The sequence below is a fragment of the Ruegeria sp. YTSC325 genome (genome assembly GCF_059609525.1).
This window is the reverse complement of sequence record NZ_JBXWLY010000017.1, coordinates 19,450-35,262: the sequence shown is the minus strand read 5'-3', so window position 1 is coordinate 35,262 and position 15,813 is coordinate 19,450. Positions and strand designations below refer to the sequence as shown.

Annotated in this window: 10 protein-coding genes and 2 pseudogenes; 3 read left to right on the top strand and 9 right to left on the bottom strand. The window is 52.4% G+C overall.

Going from position 1 to position 15,813, the window contains the following annotated elements; all coding sequences use genetic code 11:
* Positions 1-590: 590 nt before the first annotated feature.
* The 5 genes from AC2FF7_RS19240 to AC2FF7_RS19220 all read right to left on the bottom strand — a co-directional run bounded on the left by AC2FF7_RS19240 (position 591) and on the right by AC2FF7_RS19220 (position 5,805).
* Entirely contained in the window at positions 591-1,850 is a 1,260-nt protein-coding gene (locus AC2FF7_RS19240; RefSeq protein ID WP_496906172.1) for a HupE/UreJ family protein, read from the bottom strand.
* 4 nt (positions 1,851-1,854) lie between these two features.
* Positions 1,855-3,624, bottom strand: a complete 1,770-nt coding sequence (locus AC2FF7_RS19235) for a hypothetical protein (RefSeq protein ID WP_496906171.1) — start codon at positions 3,622-3,624, stop codon at positions 1,855-1,857.
* Positions 3,575-4,384, bottom strand: coding sequence for a hypothetical protein (locus AC2FF7_RS19230; RefSeq protein ID WP_480869430.1), 810 nt, complete (start codon positions 4,382-4,384; stop codon positions 3,575-3,577). Before AC2FF7_RS19230 ends, AC2FF7_RS19235 begins: the two co-directional genes overlap by 50 nt.
* A 64-nt stretch (positions 4,385-4,448) precedes the next feature.
* Positions 4,449-5,618, bottom strand: coding sequence for a guanitoxin biosynthesis MBL fold metallo-hydrolase GntH (gene gntH / locus AC2FF7_RS19225; protein WP_496906170.1), 1,170 nt, complete (start codon positions 5,616-5,618; stop codon positions 4,449-4,451).
* Complete coding sequence (locus tag AC2FF7_RS19220; protein WP_496906169.1) at positions 5,608-5,805, bottom strand: hypothetical protein; 198 nt, start codon at positions 5,803-5,805, stop codon at positions 5,608-5,610. Before AC2FF7_RS19220 ends, gntH begins: the two co-directional genes overlap by 11 nt.
* 168 nt (positions 5,806-5,973) lie before the next feature.
* Here AC2FF7_RS19220 and AC2FF7_RS19215 point away from each other — a divergent pair, with 168 nt between their 5' ends.
* A complete protein-coding gene (locus AC2FF7_RS19215; RefSeq protein WP_496906168.1) occupies positions 5,974-7,305 on the top strand; it encodes a tetratricopeptide repeat protein in 1,332 nt (443 codons plus the stop codon).
* Positions 7,306-8,192: 887 nt separating this feature from the next.
* Here the strand turns inward: AC2FF7_RS19215 and AC2FF7_RS19210 are convergent.
* Positions 8,193-8,389: pseudogene (locus AC2FF7_RS19210) on the bottom strand (integrase); the annotation flags it as partial.
* A gap of 422 nt (positions 8,390-8,811) precedes the next feature.
* On the opposite strand from AC2FF7_RS19210, the gene AC2FF7_RS19205 reads away from it, so the two are divergent.
* Complete coding sequence (locus AC2FF7_RS19205; RefSeq protein WP_480869421.1) at positions 8,812-10,155, top strand: phospholipase D family protein; 1,344 nt, start codon at positions 8,812-8,814, stop codon at positions 10,153-10,155.
* A 59-nt stretch (positions 10,156-10,214) separates the two neighbouring features.
* Here AC2FF7_RS19205 and AC2FF7_RS19200 read toward each other — a convergent pair whose 3' ends face one another.
* Positions 10,215-11,489, bottom strand: a complete 1,275-nt coding sequence (locus AC2FF7_RS19200; protein WP_496906167.1) for a serine hydrolase domain-containing protein — start codon at positions 11,487-11,489, stop codon at positions 10,215-10,217.
* Positions 11,490-11,918: 429 nt separating this feature from the next.
* Here AC2FF7_RS19200 and AC2FF7_RS19195 point away from each other — a divergent pair, with 429 nt between their 5' ends.
* On the top strand, positions 11,919-13,880 hold the full coding sequence (locus tag AC2FF7_RS19195; RefSeq protein ID WP_496906166.1) for an amidohydrolase: 1,962 nt from the start codon (positions 11,919-11,921) through the stop codon (positions 13,878-13,880).
* A 55-nt stretch (positions 13,881-13,935) separates the two neighbouring features.
* On the opposite strand, the gene AC2FF7_RS19190 is transcribed toward AC2FF7_RS19195, so the two are convergent.
* Complete coding sequence (locus AC2FF7_RS19190) at positions 13,936-14,697, bottom strand: YbaY family lipoprotein (protein ID WP_496906165.1); 762 nt, start codon at positions 14,695-14,697, stop codon at positions 13,936-13,938.
* Positions 14,698-14,938: 241 nt separating this feature from the next.
* Positions 14,939-15,566 (bottom strand): annotated as a pseudogene (locus AC2FF7_RS19185) (tyrosine-type recombinase/integrase).
* Positions 15,567-15,813 lie beyond the last annotated feature (247 nt).

Here is a 15,813-nt window from a genome sequence, read left to right as displayed (position 1 = left end):
AGGACTCGTTGCTGCAGGGCTTGTAACCTTCGTTCTATTGCCCTTCACCTCGGCCGTCAGCGGGGCGGTCTCGAAAGACCTACCCCCAATTATGGACCTGTTGTTCGTCTTGCTCACTGTACTTGTAGTTTTTACTTCCACAGCTGCGATCGTACTGAAAGGGTCAACACTGCGGGCCGTCTTCGGCCGAGGATTGGCTTCTCTCGGCACAGCGCTTATCATTTCGCCCATAGGGCTCTCGGTCCTATTCGCGCTATACCTTCAAGACTGGGTATCGATCGTAGTAGACACGTCTATCGAACAAGCGGGAAGAACCGCGATATCCTTGTTTGGTGGCATCTTCGTAGCCAATGCTCTCGCTATGGGATTGGCTTTTGGATGTTTGTCTCTGCTACTTGGGATCAGGCTAATACAAAATCGTCCAAAACCACCCATTTCGCCTTAGGCGAGTGAATTTCCACTTCGGGCTCAATGCAGTCATTCGGTGTGCAATGTATTAACGATTGCCCTGCGGACAAAGTTGACGTTCAACAAGTCTAATTGAAGATTTGCTTACTGTACAAATCAGCGCAAGATTAACCTAACAAGTATCAGAGAAAAAACTCTGCCCGCTCCACTACCCAAACCATAGCTACCAGACTTGCACATGCGGCAACTACCGCGCGAGATCCGACCCAGATACGGCCTGGTTGTTTGCGCAACAACAGCACCAATGGCCAGACCAATAGAACGATCATGACTTGTCCTGCCTCTACTCCAACGTTGAAGGCCAACAAGCTGTGCCAAACGTTCGGCGCATCAACACGTAGAATTTGGTGCAACATGAAAGAGAACCCAAACCCGTGTAGCAACCCAATGCCCGACGTGATGGCAAATGCCTTCAGATCGCCATGTCCTTTCTCTGGCGGCCAAACAGCCATTGCAGCGGCGTAGATTATCGAAAGTGCTATTGCCAATTCGACAGTTGGGATGAACCATGCTCCGCTCGGCGCGAAGCCAAAAAATCCCAAAATCAGTGTCACCGTGTGGCCCAAGGTAAAGCCTGTTACGCGGGCGAGAAGGCTGTGCAAGTTCAAGGCACCGATGATCATGCAAAGCACAAAAAGAACATGATCGGGACCTTCCAAAATATGCCGAATTCCCTCAACAAAAAAGGTCGAAGCGGCTGCGGTCGCTGATCCGGAGACATCAACCGGGGAATGCATTAGACCCCGTGCGCGAAACGTCCGAACATCTTGCCCATTGTAGTCGAGGATCAGGTTTGCCGTTTCTTCTTGTCCAGGAAGCCCCGGATCAGAAGTGTAAGACAAACTGTAGGCACCTACCTCTCCCGTAGGAAAGCGCAGGTGTACGTCCACCATCACCTCGCCTACATAAATTTCTTCAGGCGTTGGGAAATTGTCTCTTTGCGCAAGTGCCGAACGCGCCTCATTAAGCGTGGCAAATCCAGGTTCTTGCCCCAACGGGTGTAGTGTTATCGAAACTATTTCTGCTATTTGTCGGCGACCGTCGATAGATAGCGAAAAGCCGTTTTCAGCAATACGAGCCAAACCGGACGGGTCTTTGTGAAATGCGGCCTGATCTAGGTAGTGCATGAGCACACCATCTTCGATCTGATTGTATGTGTACGGAGCGGGATCGGGCAAACCGTCCGAACCTTCGGGACCGACCAGTTCCGCGACCAAATAGGGCATCGGAAGGCGTAAATAGATATCTAGCCCATCTTCTGAGTGAGCCACATGATGAATACGGACATTTTGGTTGAGATTGAAATGGGACTCTGCTCTGCCCGCGCACAAAAGGATCGTGGAAAACAAGAACGTGGCAAAAAACAACCTTACCGCAACCACAGAATTACCCTCCTGTCTTGGCGCTGATAATCGTCAGGTCATCAAGCATCCAATGGTCGCCATGCCGCGAAACGTCGAGCAAGCCACGATAAGAAACCGCTTGCCTATGCAGGTGCCCCCAATGGCCTCCGCTTACGCGGGCTGTCCAACTGGCGAGGGCCTGATGCTGGTTTCTTTCTTCGCCGGGCGTGAAACTTTCGACACTCAGTTCGGAAATTGCTTCGACGCGAGCCATGGCGCCAGAGGGCAAGGTAACCGACAATCCACGACGCATTTCTGCTTGAACCTTGTCGCGATTGATTGCTTCGACATAAGGTTCCATCGCCGCCACGGAATTATCATCTTGCGTCTCAAGCATCGTGGTCCCGATGTTGGTTAACAACCCTTCCACGATTTGACGCGTCGCGATTTCATCCGGCTCGAGCGCCGTCGACGGGTTGCCTAGGAAATACGTGACAATCGCAGCGGCACCGAATGCCCCGGTCAGGCCAAGCAAGACCAGACGCTGACCGTTTGCACGATGCCACGAAAAATATGCGCATATCAAACATATGAACACTAAGGCGAGCGCAAACGATGGAACCTGAGTTACGCCAGCGACGTTGACGATAACCGGGCTGGTCTTTGGGTTGGTCCAAGTTGTCAGGTAATTGTTCCAACTTACAACAGGATCGGATGTATAAATCTGCGAGGGGACCGCCCCTGCCGGATCTGAAAGGGTGATCGGAATAACATCCAGACCAACTGGGAAAAGCTCCCATGCCAGATCAACTCGGTTCGGCAAAGTCGAAACCGGGTAGGCAAGGACGACGCCCAGTAACATCGTCTTTCGGTTTGCCTCGGCTTGATCCGGAAGAACACGCAAACCTTCGGCACCAACTTTGATACGCGAGACCTGCACCGTTTCCGGTTTCATCGGCTTGCCGTCAACGGCGAGAGGGTTTCTCGTCTCAAAAAAGTCCGACACGCTAGACTTGATCCTGACGACATCATCTGTGGTCAGTCGGTCAGCATCGCCAAAGCCCAAGTCCACCCAAGTCTCAAGGTCTTTCAAACGCAATATGACCTCGTGCCGGACGACACGCGGTTCCATGGCAAGAAAAGACATCATCGGGGATTTGTGATGGCGAGTGAGGTTTGTATTCTCAAACTTGCTAAACCAAGGGTCTTCCCAGTCCGGCAGCATTGTTTCAGCCTGCGACAAATAGCGATAATCTGTCACTGGAACGCCCATATGCTCGGCCACAACGCCAAGTGAAGCCAAGGGAATCCCGTCTGGACTTAGTGGGGGAATGAACGTGATCTGTTCCGGCTTGCCATTGAACGGAAACTCCATGTCCACGTAGACGACATTTTCGCTACGCGGTCGCGGTCGATACAGAGTGCTCGCTGCTGTTTGCCGGGAAATTCTGGGGCGCACATCAATCGTGTTCGTTGTGCTGATCAGTTTCTCTTCGTCTGCCCAGATCTGAAGGTTTTGCCCCGTACGCCCAGCCAGTGACGTTCCCGAACCATCATCTGGAATGACGAATATGGGATAGTCGTTCAAATCGACCTCAAGGAGAACCCGCACATGATCAGGCTGCACCGAAAGCTCAACAAAGTTCGGCGCGGTTTCTCCGCCGTAGGGGGACACGAGATCCGCAATCGATTGGCTTGCCCCAAACGCAAGACTCGCAAGTACTGAGCCCAACCGAATCCATGTTTTGCTGTATTCGCCAATCTTAGAAATGAAACGCGACGGCAGCATAGATACCATTCTGGTCCACATCATAGGCAAACTCCCCATCCGAACGGTCGGTGGAAAAGTCGATTCCATAGAACTGATAACCAAACCGCAGGGACGTGTTTTCCCAGCCTTTCCAGTCAAACCCAGCCACAACCAGGTATTGTAGGTCATCGCCATTCACACCGAAACCACTCAGTTCAGCCCGGCTGGCGAAATTCCATTTGTCGTTGATTTCCGAGATATATCGAATTGCGATCATTGGTTCGAGCCATTCTTCTGTCCCACCCAACGTCATACCTGGGCCGGGGCCCGCTAAGTCGATTTCCTGTTTGATCCGGTTCCACTGAACCCCAATTGCGGCATCCGCTGCATAGCGTTGGCCCGAGGCATTTACTCCGTTCGCAAACCGGTAAGCGCCCTGCACGTTGGCGAAGGTCTGCCGGACATCAACATCAACGTCCACCCTGCCACCGGGTAGAGTTCCATCTCCGCCAAGCTTTACATAGTAAACTTCGGAAATAATCCCGAAGTCGCCGTTCCAGCCCTCGTAACGTACTGAAGCAGCGCCTTGCAGCACATCCAGCACCTCGCTCAGGTTCAAGTCCAAATCGACGCTTGTTCCATCTATAGTTGATGTGCCCGTCGTGCTGAGCGGAAGGAACAAATAGGGCGTGATTGAGTGTCGCCAACCGCCGTCATCATCTTCAGAACGTGCAAGTGATTGGGCGTTTGCTGCGTGGGATACAGCGACAAGCAACCATCCAACGCAGAACAAATAGCGAGTAATCAATGAGGTATGTTGCATAAAGAATTCCGATCAGAATTGAAAGAACCGGCGCGTTATGAAGACGCGCCGGTCAAATTTGACTTTATTCATCGCCCGGATACGGGAACTCTTGGCCTAACGCTTCCGAAGCTTCTTCGTAGATGGGTCGCAAAACGTCGTCTACGTCGTCAAAACCACCCTTTGTGAACTCTGAGAACTCCATTACTTCTGGAGAAAGTCCAACCTTTTCCGCATAAGCGGTCTTGTCAGCAGGGTTTGGCGGCTCAGCTGGTGCAGCGAGAGGCGGCGCCCAAGTGTGCTCTTCCGTTGCTGCCATCCGAACCGTAATCGCGTCTTTCGTGACATTCCAAACCATGAAGTCATCTGCCAGACTTAGCGGACCATCATAAGTGCTGCGTATGCGCTCGAATACATTGTTAGAAGTGTCGAAGTCATTGAAGAAATGATAGGCGACCGCCATTCGTGGTTCGATATCGCTCATGACTTTTCCGAAGGCTTCGGGCGCCGTATGTACTTGAGTTCCAACCAATAAAGCGGACTCGGGTGTGAAACCCATCTTTGCTACAAGGTCGGGAACCGCTACGAAGCATTCATGGATGGCGAGGTCTGCGTTCTTAGCGTATTCCTTGAACCACTTGTTCGGATAAGTGTCTGAGCTAAAAACAAATTTTAAACCATTCCATTCTAGTGCGTAGCTGATTGCACCATCAATTGAATGGATGGCTGGAAAAGTACGAATTTGGACGCCATTTTCTTCGTAAATTACCTCGTTCTCTAACCTGTAATCGAACTCATTAACCTCCATTGAATAACCGCGGAAATCAGTGACTCCTGCTCGGCCTGCTAGGTCCCATGTGAGCATCTTTTGCATATGATCTAGTGCATATGCAGTGCCAAGTTCTTCTGATGGTCCACTTGGGCCCCAAACCCGTAGCGGAATATTCCGCCCCATCAATGCGCCACCGATGAACAGGTCATGCAACGCGCCGAAATGGTCAGTATGAAGATGGCCGATGAAGACCTTGTCCAAATAATTATACGGGATTTGCAGGGAAGAAATTCGCTCGGCCGATCCCGAGCCAATATCGAACAAGAACTTGTCTCCGTTGCCAAGTTCCACAAGGAAACACGCAGCAGCCTGAGCAGCTCGCGTTGTAGGCATTCCGGTTCCACACGCGATGACCCGCATTTCATCTTCAGCGAGATCTTCAGTATTGGGGTAGTACACATCGCGAGGGCGATCACGCACCATCGTAGGCGAAACTTCTTCTGTTTCCTGCGCGTATGCCGCCGAATGTTTCCTGCGCGTATGCCGCCGAAGGGGCAATTAAGTCGATGACTGCTTCAGTGACCGATTGTGGAGAAATAGCCCAAGCGCCAAATAGCATGCCGATTGCGAAGTGCTTGCTAAGCCTCTCGTAATTCATACGTTGTGTCATGTGTAATCCTCCCGTCGCTTAGTAGATTGGCATGCTGGGAATGCGGATTTTCGCGCTCCGGCTCGCTGTTTTGGTTACAAGTCTGAGGCTTAGGAAACATTCACGTAAGTGACTCACGGTGAATATCGGCGTGACTCACGCGTCATTAATTGCAAAAATAAGAATGTGATGAGGTATTCCAAAGAAATTTCGGACCGTGAGAAGCGCGCCGCCCTTGGCAGGTTGCTTGTTGACGCTCATCTGGATGGATCCGATAGACTTCAGGCGTTCCTGACATACATCGTCGAAGAAGAACTTGCTGGTCGAGGAGACCAAATTCGCAGCAAGACTATCGCTCAAGATGTCTATGACCGCGATACCTCGGAGGGGACCGATCCGGAAAACATCGTTCGAGTCGATGCGCGGCGACTTCGCCAGTTCTTGGAACTGCATTACGAGGGCATCGGAAAAGATGATCCGGTACGGCTGTGTATCGATAGCGGTGGATATCGGCCGCGGTTCGAAAGTGTTTCAGAAACAACCGCTGTATCAATCTCAAAAAAGGCCCTACGCTTTGGACTGCCCGTAGGGGCGTTCACCATTGGGGCCGTCGTCGGTGCGTTGGTTGCAGTTGGTCTTGCCCAAGATGGACAAGAAACTGTTGCTGCCGAAGTGATTGGTTTATCTGCAACTGATCCCAACACGCACTTGCAGCGCGCAGCAATTTACGAAAAATCCCCTGCTGCATTACAAGCATTCAATTTGGCGCAACAAGCACGGACAATGATATTTCCGGTCTTCGACCGACAGCGCCAGTTGCTGGTTCTGTCCGTTTTCGAAGGCGTGATCGAGATCGATCCAGAATATTTCGGCGGATATGCCGGTGCAGCGCAGGCTCTCGCGTCACTTGCGGTGATAACTCCGCCGTCAGACACCAAGAACGACTATGCGGATGCCGCCATGAAGATGGCGAACCAAGCGGTTAGCCTTGCCCCAGACCAAGCCTGGAGCCAGTCTGCAAAAAGCTGGGCCAGTTTCGCCAATCGCGATTATGACGCCGCGCTGCAACTCGGTAGGCGGGCCTCAAAACTTGATCCTAACGATGGCGCCGTTCTCGACTTTCTCGGTGCCGTGGCGATGTTTACTGGCGAGTTTGGCGAAGCTATTGAAACGGCCGACAGGCTTTCTCTGCTAGATTCCAGAAACCAAAGGTTTGCAAATCGAAACATTTCCGGCGCGACGCATTTTCATCTGGGTGAATATCAAACAACGGTAGAACGCTTTGAAGAGGCAAAGCAACTTGGCGATCCACTCAGCGCACCTTCACTTGCATATGTAACGGCGGCGCTGTCAGCTATGGGGCAAGACCATGCGGCTAAAGCCAAACTAGCTGAACTTGAGCGTGCTTGGCCGGACGCACCAATCGGCGCGATGCTCAAAAGTATCCACAAAGATGTCGAGCATGCAGAAGCCGTACTGCGCGAGTTACGTAAACAAGGCTGGGTAAGCCCTGTCCAATAGGAATTGTGTACAACAAAGAGGTACAAGGCGAAGGTCGAAACAATCTTCACCGGCGCCGGTACTCCAGTCAAAAATAGTCTCACCAGCGCGGTGTCGAGATCGATATCGGAAAGCCAGAAAAGGGGCCTTTGCTTGGGAACCTGACTTTCGCCGCAGAACAGCGTTTGAAAGGCGTTCTTGTCGAAGCGGACATTTGAGATCGCAAAATGCAATAAGTCGCCGAAGTTTTTTGAGCTGCACCAACAAAGACAAGATGGCCAGCCCTGTCACCAGCTCGAATTTCGAACAGATAAGGCTTCACCTAGTTCCCAAGCTGCCAGTCAGTAAATCGCCTCATCATCAAATTCTTCGAAATGCTCATCTTCATCACCGACATCCCTATCGTCGATAGCCGGTGGGTCGCCGAACTCCGCAAATTCTGCGCGAAGTCTCATCGCATGGAGACTGTCCACGCGCCGTCGCGACATTGCGCTGTCGATAGCTTCGATACTCGCATCCAATGAGAAAAATCTGATATTGCGCTGGTGAAGAATTGAGAAATACGGATGGTTCTCGATATGATCAAGCGTAGCCCCTGGGATGATGCCCAGTCGCAGACCTTCATAGGCATAGGGCCACGCCGTACTTTCTAAACCGGCGCCGCTTATTGATTGGTTCCAAACGGCTTGATCGATGGGACCACGTACCAAACCTCGATCGGCGGCCTGACTTATGAGGAGGGCACACATCGGATCTTCAACATGAAAGAGAGGGGTGAGCACCCCTCCGGTGATACGAATGTTGAGCGCAAGCGCCATGAACAAAAACCAGATAAGTTCGCCGCTTCGATCTTCCATTGCGAGGGTGGGAATACGATGATCAATGAAACCTCGCACGCTCTCGACGTCCTTGCTTTTTGCCAAGTCACATCCAAGCAGTTTGCTGTCGATCGCTAAGTTGAGCAGAGCGAGATCGCGATGGTTCTCAGCCAGCTCAAGTCGGCCCAGACGTGCTTTGGTATCAGCGGTCGTTTTTGACCGACGATGCGGCCCTTGCTCCATGCAGGGCGCAGAGCGCGAATGGCTGGTAGGTTTGGTGTTTCCATGACTGATCCTCCGATCCGCCATGCCCTCCCACAACGACAACACGACGTTGACCGGTCCAGCCTATCACGTCATGCTGCGCTGCCTCCGAGGTCAGCTCCGAGCCCAAAGTGGACAAAGCTCGGTTCTCTGTCTGTTGTTTGGACCTAAACTCTTGAAAAACTGTCTGTCGATGGGTCAATCTCAACTATAAGGCAAATCCAACTTGCCATTTGTGGAACCCTGAATGCGGCTGATCAGAACATGTTTGATTTTGGTAGCGGTGATCGCAGTGATCATTATGGGGTTACGACTGACATTTCCGCTTCCTGAGGAAAACTTTTCTGGGCCAACGTTTAAGCAAGATGCCGATTGGGACGGACCGTTAGGTGCAACAATAAAAAATGCACTTGAACGCAATCCCGGGCTCGACGGTGTAAGGCCGTTGGGAAATGGACGCGCAGCCTTTGCGGCCCGGGCGATCCTTGCAAGAGAAGCGACATCCTCAATCGATGCTCAGTACTATATCTGGCAAGATGACGTGACCGGCCTGATGCTTCTGGAAGAGCTTAGGGCAGCAGCAGAGCGCGGTGTCCGTGTCAGATTATTGGTCGATGACAACGGCATTTCCGGATTGGATGAATTGCTCGCCGAACTGAACGCTCTGCCACATGCAAATGTTCGCATTTTCAATCCTTTCACTTTGAGAAACCCAAAACTTCTGTCCTATGCATTTGACTTTGGGCGCCTGAACCGGCGGATGCACAATAAATCAATGACTGTGGACGGAGTCGCCACGATTGTTGGCGGACGCAACATAGGAGACATCTATTTCGACTACGGGGCGGGAACGCACTACCTGGATGTAGACGCGATAGCTATTGGCCCGATTGTAGATGAGGTATCGCAATCCTTCGACGCATATTGGAACAGTGCTTCCGCGTACGACGCGGAGTTATTTTTGGAGCCTCCGTCGGAAAAAACTCTGAAAACGAAGGCGGACGTCGCGCGCCAGACTGCGGTTGGCGCAGGTTATCAAAGGGCTATTCAGGAAAATGAACTGGCCGACCGGATATCGGCGCGCGATCTGAAATTCGAATGGAGCGAAGTCACTCTTTTCGTCGACGATCCGTCAAAAGGGCTGGGCGAAGTCGAGAGTGAAGATCTGATTGTCGAGCAACTTATCGAATTCGCCAAAAACTCTGAGACCTCGCTAGACCTTGTCTCAGCGTATTTCATTCCGGGCGAAAGAGGCGCGGAGGTTTTGGAGGGTTTGGCAGAGTCCGGAGTGAAGGTCCGCATTCTGACCAACTCATTGGATGCCACGGATGTTATGCCCGTTCACGCGGCCTATATGCGTTACAGGGAAGACTTGTTGAACAGCGGTGTAGAGTTGCTAGAGCTTCGAGCTTTGCGGCGTGAACATCGTGAGCGCAGCCTGCCCGAGATGCTGGCCGGGTCGGCCTCCGGTCTACACGCAAAAGTCTTTGGATCGGATGGAGAACGGATCTTCATAGGCTCTTACAACCTCGACCCCAGATCCGCGCGGCTGAATACAGAAATGGGCCTTATGATCGAAAGCCCAAAGATTGCTGCATCGCTCGCGGAGCAATTGAACCGGCCTGAGTTTTCTTATCGAGTCGAACTTAACGACAGCGGCGAGATGACCTGGCTGCAAGAAGAGCAGGATGGGACAGTCACCATTCATACCGCAGACCCGGAAACCACCGGTTTACAGCGTGCGCTGACGGCCGTTGTCAGGTTGCTGCCGGTCGAATGGATGCTCTAGTCACCAAACGACCAACAATCCATTGACCTGCGGCCGTACACGCCAGTGCGTTATCTGACCTACAGGGAAGTCACAATGGCTCTGGCGTAAGCTTCCATGTCGATACTCGCACCTCCGGTTGCGTACCAAACGACCACTGCGTCTTTTCCTGGCGAGACATAGATGCCTTGGCCATTCATCCCACTTTTGTAGAAATCGCCATCGGCAAAAACGGCATCCCATTGGTATGCGTTTGCCATCGGTTGTTCACGGAATGCTTCGGAAAGGTGTGGGCCGAGTGTTCCCTTCATGTAGTTTTCGGCGATACCCGCTTTTTGGATCGTGTCGATCATCTTTTCAGATACAACGCGGTCCGCCGCTGTCTTGTACCAGCTTGGCGTGTAGAGCAGACCAATCTTTGCCATGTCGATCAAGCGGCTGCTGATCAGACCGTGTATGATACCGTTTCCTTGAGGTGACAGCGCAAGGGTGGCGTCGCCAGTCATTCCAGCTTTGCTCCAAACCCGTTCCGTGATCGCTTCGCCAAGTCGCTGGTTCGTAACGGCTTCAATGACAAGACCAAGCATTTGAGTGTTTGCAGAAGAGTATTCGAAGGCTTCAGCCGGTTCCCGCAGCTTGGGTATAGCAAACAGGGCTTCGTTATGCGTTTGCAGGACGCCTGCTTCGTTCGGAACACCAACCTCAGCCCTGACAAAACGCCCATACGGTGTGTCGCCCTTGCGTGAAAGGGGGTTCTCTTCCAGATCCAAACCAGACTGCATGTTCAGGACGTCGATGACTTTTATGCTCTCCCAAGCTGTTCCCTTGGTGCCCTCGACATAGTCGCCAACCGTTTTCTGAACGTCGATCTTACCCTCATCTTCCAATTGACCGATCAGCAAGCTCGAAAGGATCTTTGCATTGGACATCCAGACGTGGTTGTCCGTCCGACGCATTCCCGGGTAAACCTCGTAAGCGATTTCGCCGTTGTGAAGAACCATAACACCCTGCACCGTGGAATTATCGGCATTAATCATCTCGTCGAGCGAGACAGCATTGCCATCAGCGCCCGGGACGCTCGTGGCGCCTATGGCATCTTTAAGGTTTGTCGCAAGCATCGCGACGGCCCCGTCGCGGCGAATAACCGAACTTGGCAGGAACTCGGCGAGGTTCATGTACGAAAACGCCCCGGCTTCGGTAATGTCGAGGAACTTCTGCAAATTCCATTCAGAGCTCAGGTCGTAGGCTTGCTTGGCTGTGTAACCATTCCTCAAGTCGCGGATGGAAAAGTCTTCTCGCGGCGTCGCGTATGGGTCGTCTTCAGCATGTACAGGAGAAGTTCCAAGGTTTTGCATAATCAAACCTCCAATAAGCGCAAAAACTGGAAAATTGGACTTTGAAAGTAACGAAGTGTTTGGCATCGCAGTATCGCTCCAAATGAATTGCAACTGAAGTACGGCCGCGGAGGGCTTGCTAAAATCTGGTTTTCAAAGAACTGAACAAAGTAATTCTACCCGGCAGGACATAGTCCGTTTTCTCGGGAATTCGAGAGTTACTGCCGTTCTATGCTGCCTGGTGAAATTCCAACGTTGTTTCCAATGCAGTCATTCTGCGAATTTGGGCGAATTACTGCTGTGAGCCCACAGCGGGCAACAAAAGTGGCTTTCAAGTTTGGGTTGCTCAGTCAGTATTGAGTGACTGAGGGCTTAGGTTGACACATGGCAGATCAGCCTGCTCTGATCGAAGCAATTTATTTACGTCCGTAATCCCATTCGGAGGCATCAATGAAGTTCTTTAAGTCTCTCACAGTATTCGCTTTCGCTTTCCTGCCGCTTCATAGCGCTGCACAGTCCCCCTCATTGCAAGACGCCTTCGAGCGTTTCCCTGAGTTTCCCGGCACAACGGTCTACGTCGGTGGAAAAGTTCTCACCATGAATCCGGACGCCCCGGTGGCTGAAGCGGTGGCGGTCAGGAACGGTCGAATTACTGACGTTGGCACCCTGGAGGAAATCGAGGGTCGCCTACCCGAAGGTAGCTATGCAATTGACCGCAGCTTTGAAGACAAGGTCATGGTGCCCGGGTTTATTGAACAGCATTTGCACCCGCTTCTGGGCGCACTTGCGATGATGTCGGATGCCATCATTTCCATCGAGGACTGGCAATCGCCGGCCGGATTTGCGCCTCTTGCCAATAGCGAGGAGGAGTTTCGCGCACGCCTGTCCGAGGTCATCAACACATATGATCCAAGCAGCGGGCGGCCGTTGATGGTCTGGGGGTATCACGCGTCGTGGCACGGGGACATGAGCCGTACGATTTTAGACGAACTGGCCCCCGACATTTCGCTGGCTGTATGGCAGCGCTCTACCCACGAGATGTACTTCAACTCGGTGGCCCTAGAACAACTGGATATCACCGAAGAATACATTGCCAGCTGGTCAAGCGAGTTGGCCCGGTCTCAAGCCAACCTTGAAAAAGGCCTCTTCCTTGAAGCTGCATTCTGGGAGCATGTGTTCTTTGAGAAGTTTGCTCCGGCCTATGCGTCTATCGACAGGGTCATGGAGGCGCTGGAGTTCACAGAGGACTATTATCACCGCAGCGGGATCACGACCCTTGCAGAGCCTGCTGGCCCTGTGGATCAAAACGCCCAAGCTCTGGTGGCGGAAGCGTTCGGTCCAGACGACACACCATTCAACTTTTATTTTATTCCCGACGGTCGAACGCTTGGGAGTATGTTTCTGAACACAGAGGGCCCCGAAAAAGTACTGGCCGAGACCGAAGCTATGCTGGCGTGGAGCGAAGGCCGAACCCAGTTCCTACCTAAGCAAGTCAAGCTGCTTTTGGATGGTGCGATCTTCAGTGAACTAATGATAATGCGCGACGGCTATCTGGACGGGCATGAAGGTCAGTGGATCATGACGCCCGATTTCTTCAAGCAGGTTTTCGACCTTTATTGGGACGCAGGTTTTCAGGTCCATGTTCACAATCTAGGAGACGGCGGTCTGGACATCCTTCTTGATGCCCTTGAAGCCGCCATGCAGCGCAACCCGCGATATGACCATCGCACTGTCGTTGTACACTTTGGCTACGCCCAACCAGATCAGATCGCACGTATTAAACGTCTTGGCGCGATCGTCAGCGGCAATTCCGTTTATACGCCGACGCTCGCAGATCGGTACGCCGCAGGCAGCGTTGGTAGTGATCGCACAGAGCGCATGGTGCCTTTAGGCGATGCCGTTCGGGCAGGTATCCCTTTTTCGATGCACTCGGACATGCCGATGGCTCCTGCGGAGCCGCTGAAGTACATGTGGGCTGCTGTCAATCGGATATCCACGAGTGGTCGCGTCGTTGGTCCGGACCAGCGCATCAGTGCTGAAGATGCTTTGGAAGGTATCACCATTGGCGCAGCCTATTCACTGCAATTGGAGGATGAGATCGGTTCCATCGAGCCCGGCAAACTGGCCAACTTCACAATCCTTGAAGAAAATCCGCTAACTGTGGATCCTTTGACGCTGGCCGATATCAATGTGTGGGGAACTGTACTTGAAGGCCGTCTACAGCCCGCTCCTCCTGCAGCGGGAGAAGACAATGACGAAGCCGATGCAGGCCAGTTCATCGATAATCCGGAACGAGTGTTGATGGCGTCACTACGCCACGCACGCAGTAAGGCCCACTATCACGATCACTCGCAATCAAAGCCGTCCAACGTCTATGATCCGCTCGGGATTTCGACCTTTGATTCTCGCTGATATTGGCTTGAACAAGTCGGCTGATTGTCCCAGCTCGCTCCGATAGGCGCGGTACCTATTCTGGCAATTTACGCAGACGCAGAACCGTCGCTCCCGCTGCATTCCTGAGCGCCATGTTTGTTCCGTTTGTCACGTAGGCCACTGCCTCGGACAAGGCTTTGATCGTATCTTGTTCAAGCTTTTCTTGATCCTCAGGGCACGCCATCTTCGTTCCTGCGAAGTTGCCCGGCATGCTGAACTCACCGTTGGCTGCGTCAAGGGTTCCCGTAAACCGGTTACACCCACCGTAAAGGCCAAACTGGCCGTCTTGTTCAACTTTCAAGGAAGGAGGGTTCTCAACCATCAGCATACGCCCTGCGATCTCGTAGACTTCCCAATTGATATCGTTGATCGATTGGTCTGGGTCGTTGCCGCCCGCTCTCTTCGGCATCATTTCTAAAACGAGTTCAGCAGAATTTGGTGCGCCACGGGTGAGCACAGGTGTCGCCGTCGTAGAACGATACTTCACGTGACCGTCTGAAATGATCCTGGCAGCCACTGTGTAAGTATGGCGCTCATCGATGAGATCTTTGTCGTAGGCAATTTCAACTGTTCTGGGGACACCCGCAAGTTTGAACCTCTGGGAAGACAGGCTAACCGAAGGGGCATCAGCACGCGAAGTGTCGAGAAGTTCGACTTCTAAAACGGCGTCAGGCGGCAGCGCGATGCGTTCCTGGTAGGTCACTGTGGTTTTAACATGCATTGTCTCGGCGCCTCCAGACGAAGCGATTGAGAATAGGACAGCTGAAAATATCGCAGTCAGAATGTGTTTAAGCATTGAGAAAGGTTCTCCGAAAAATGTTCAGAAACCAACAGACTACGCGGATCTAAGAAACGCAAGAACAGACTCTTGGACATGTCTCTTTGTGCCCGCTTTGTCCGCTTGCCGTGAGATCACTAAACCCCGGAATTCACTTGCGCGGTGAACGGCAGGAATGCGGGCAGCAGCCGCAGCATTCGAGGGATGCACTGGATGTCTCCTTTGGGCCGCCAATGAAGGCGACCCAAATACGCTAGATTTAAATGGCTTCCGCGATGGCCAAAGCATCCTCCAGTTCAACACCCAAGTACCGGACGGTGCTGTCCCCCTTGGGGTGACCGAGAAGAAGCTGAACTGCTCGAAGGTTGCCAGTCTTCTTGTATATCTGGGTGACCTTGGTTCGGCGCATCGAATGGGTGCCATGGGCACTCGCCTTGAGCCTGATTGACGTAACCCAGTCACGAACAATCCGTGCATACTGTCGGGTCGAGATGTACAGGCACTCATGGAACCTACCCGGTCACAGGTATTCCGAGCCGACCATGAGTTTATCTTCCATCCATTTCTCAACCGACATACGTGTGCCTTCAGAAATCTCGAAGTGCACCGGTTTCTGCGTTTTGCTTTGCAAAACCGAAGCCCGTTCTTTGATCTGACCAGACGCCATGACGTCCACGACTTTCATCTTCACCAGGTCACTTCCGCCCAGTTTGCCGTCGATGGCCATATTGAAAAGTGCGAGATCACGGTGATTCTCGGCCAATTCAAATCGAACACGGATCGCCCAAAGATGCTTTGGTTTCAACGGTCGTTTCTGACCCACGATGCGGCCTTTGTTCCATGCAGGGCGAAAGGGTGCGAATGGCTGGTAAGTTTGGCGTTTGCATGAATGATTCTCCGATCCGCCATGCCTTCCCACAACGACAACCCGACGTTGACCACGCCAACATATCACATGATGCTGCGCTGCCTCCGAAGTCTGGAATAAGCCCATAGCAGAAATACAGCTATCCACTGAATACGGAACCGCACTAAATATTTATGTTACGATACCATCACGTTGTACCGGCCCGATGCCGAAGGACTCGTCCCAACCAGAGCGACGAAGTCCTTGACCAAATCCGATACGGTGAT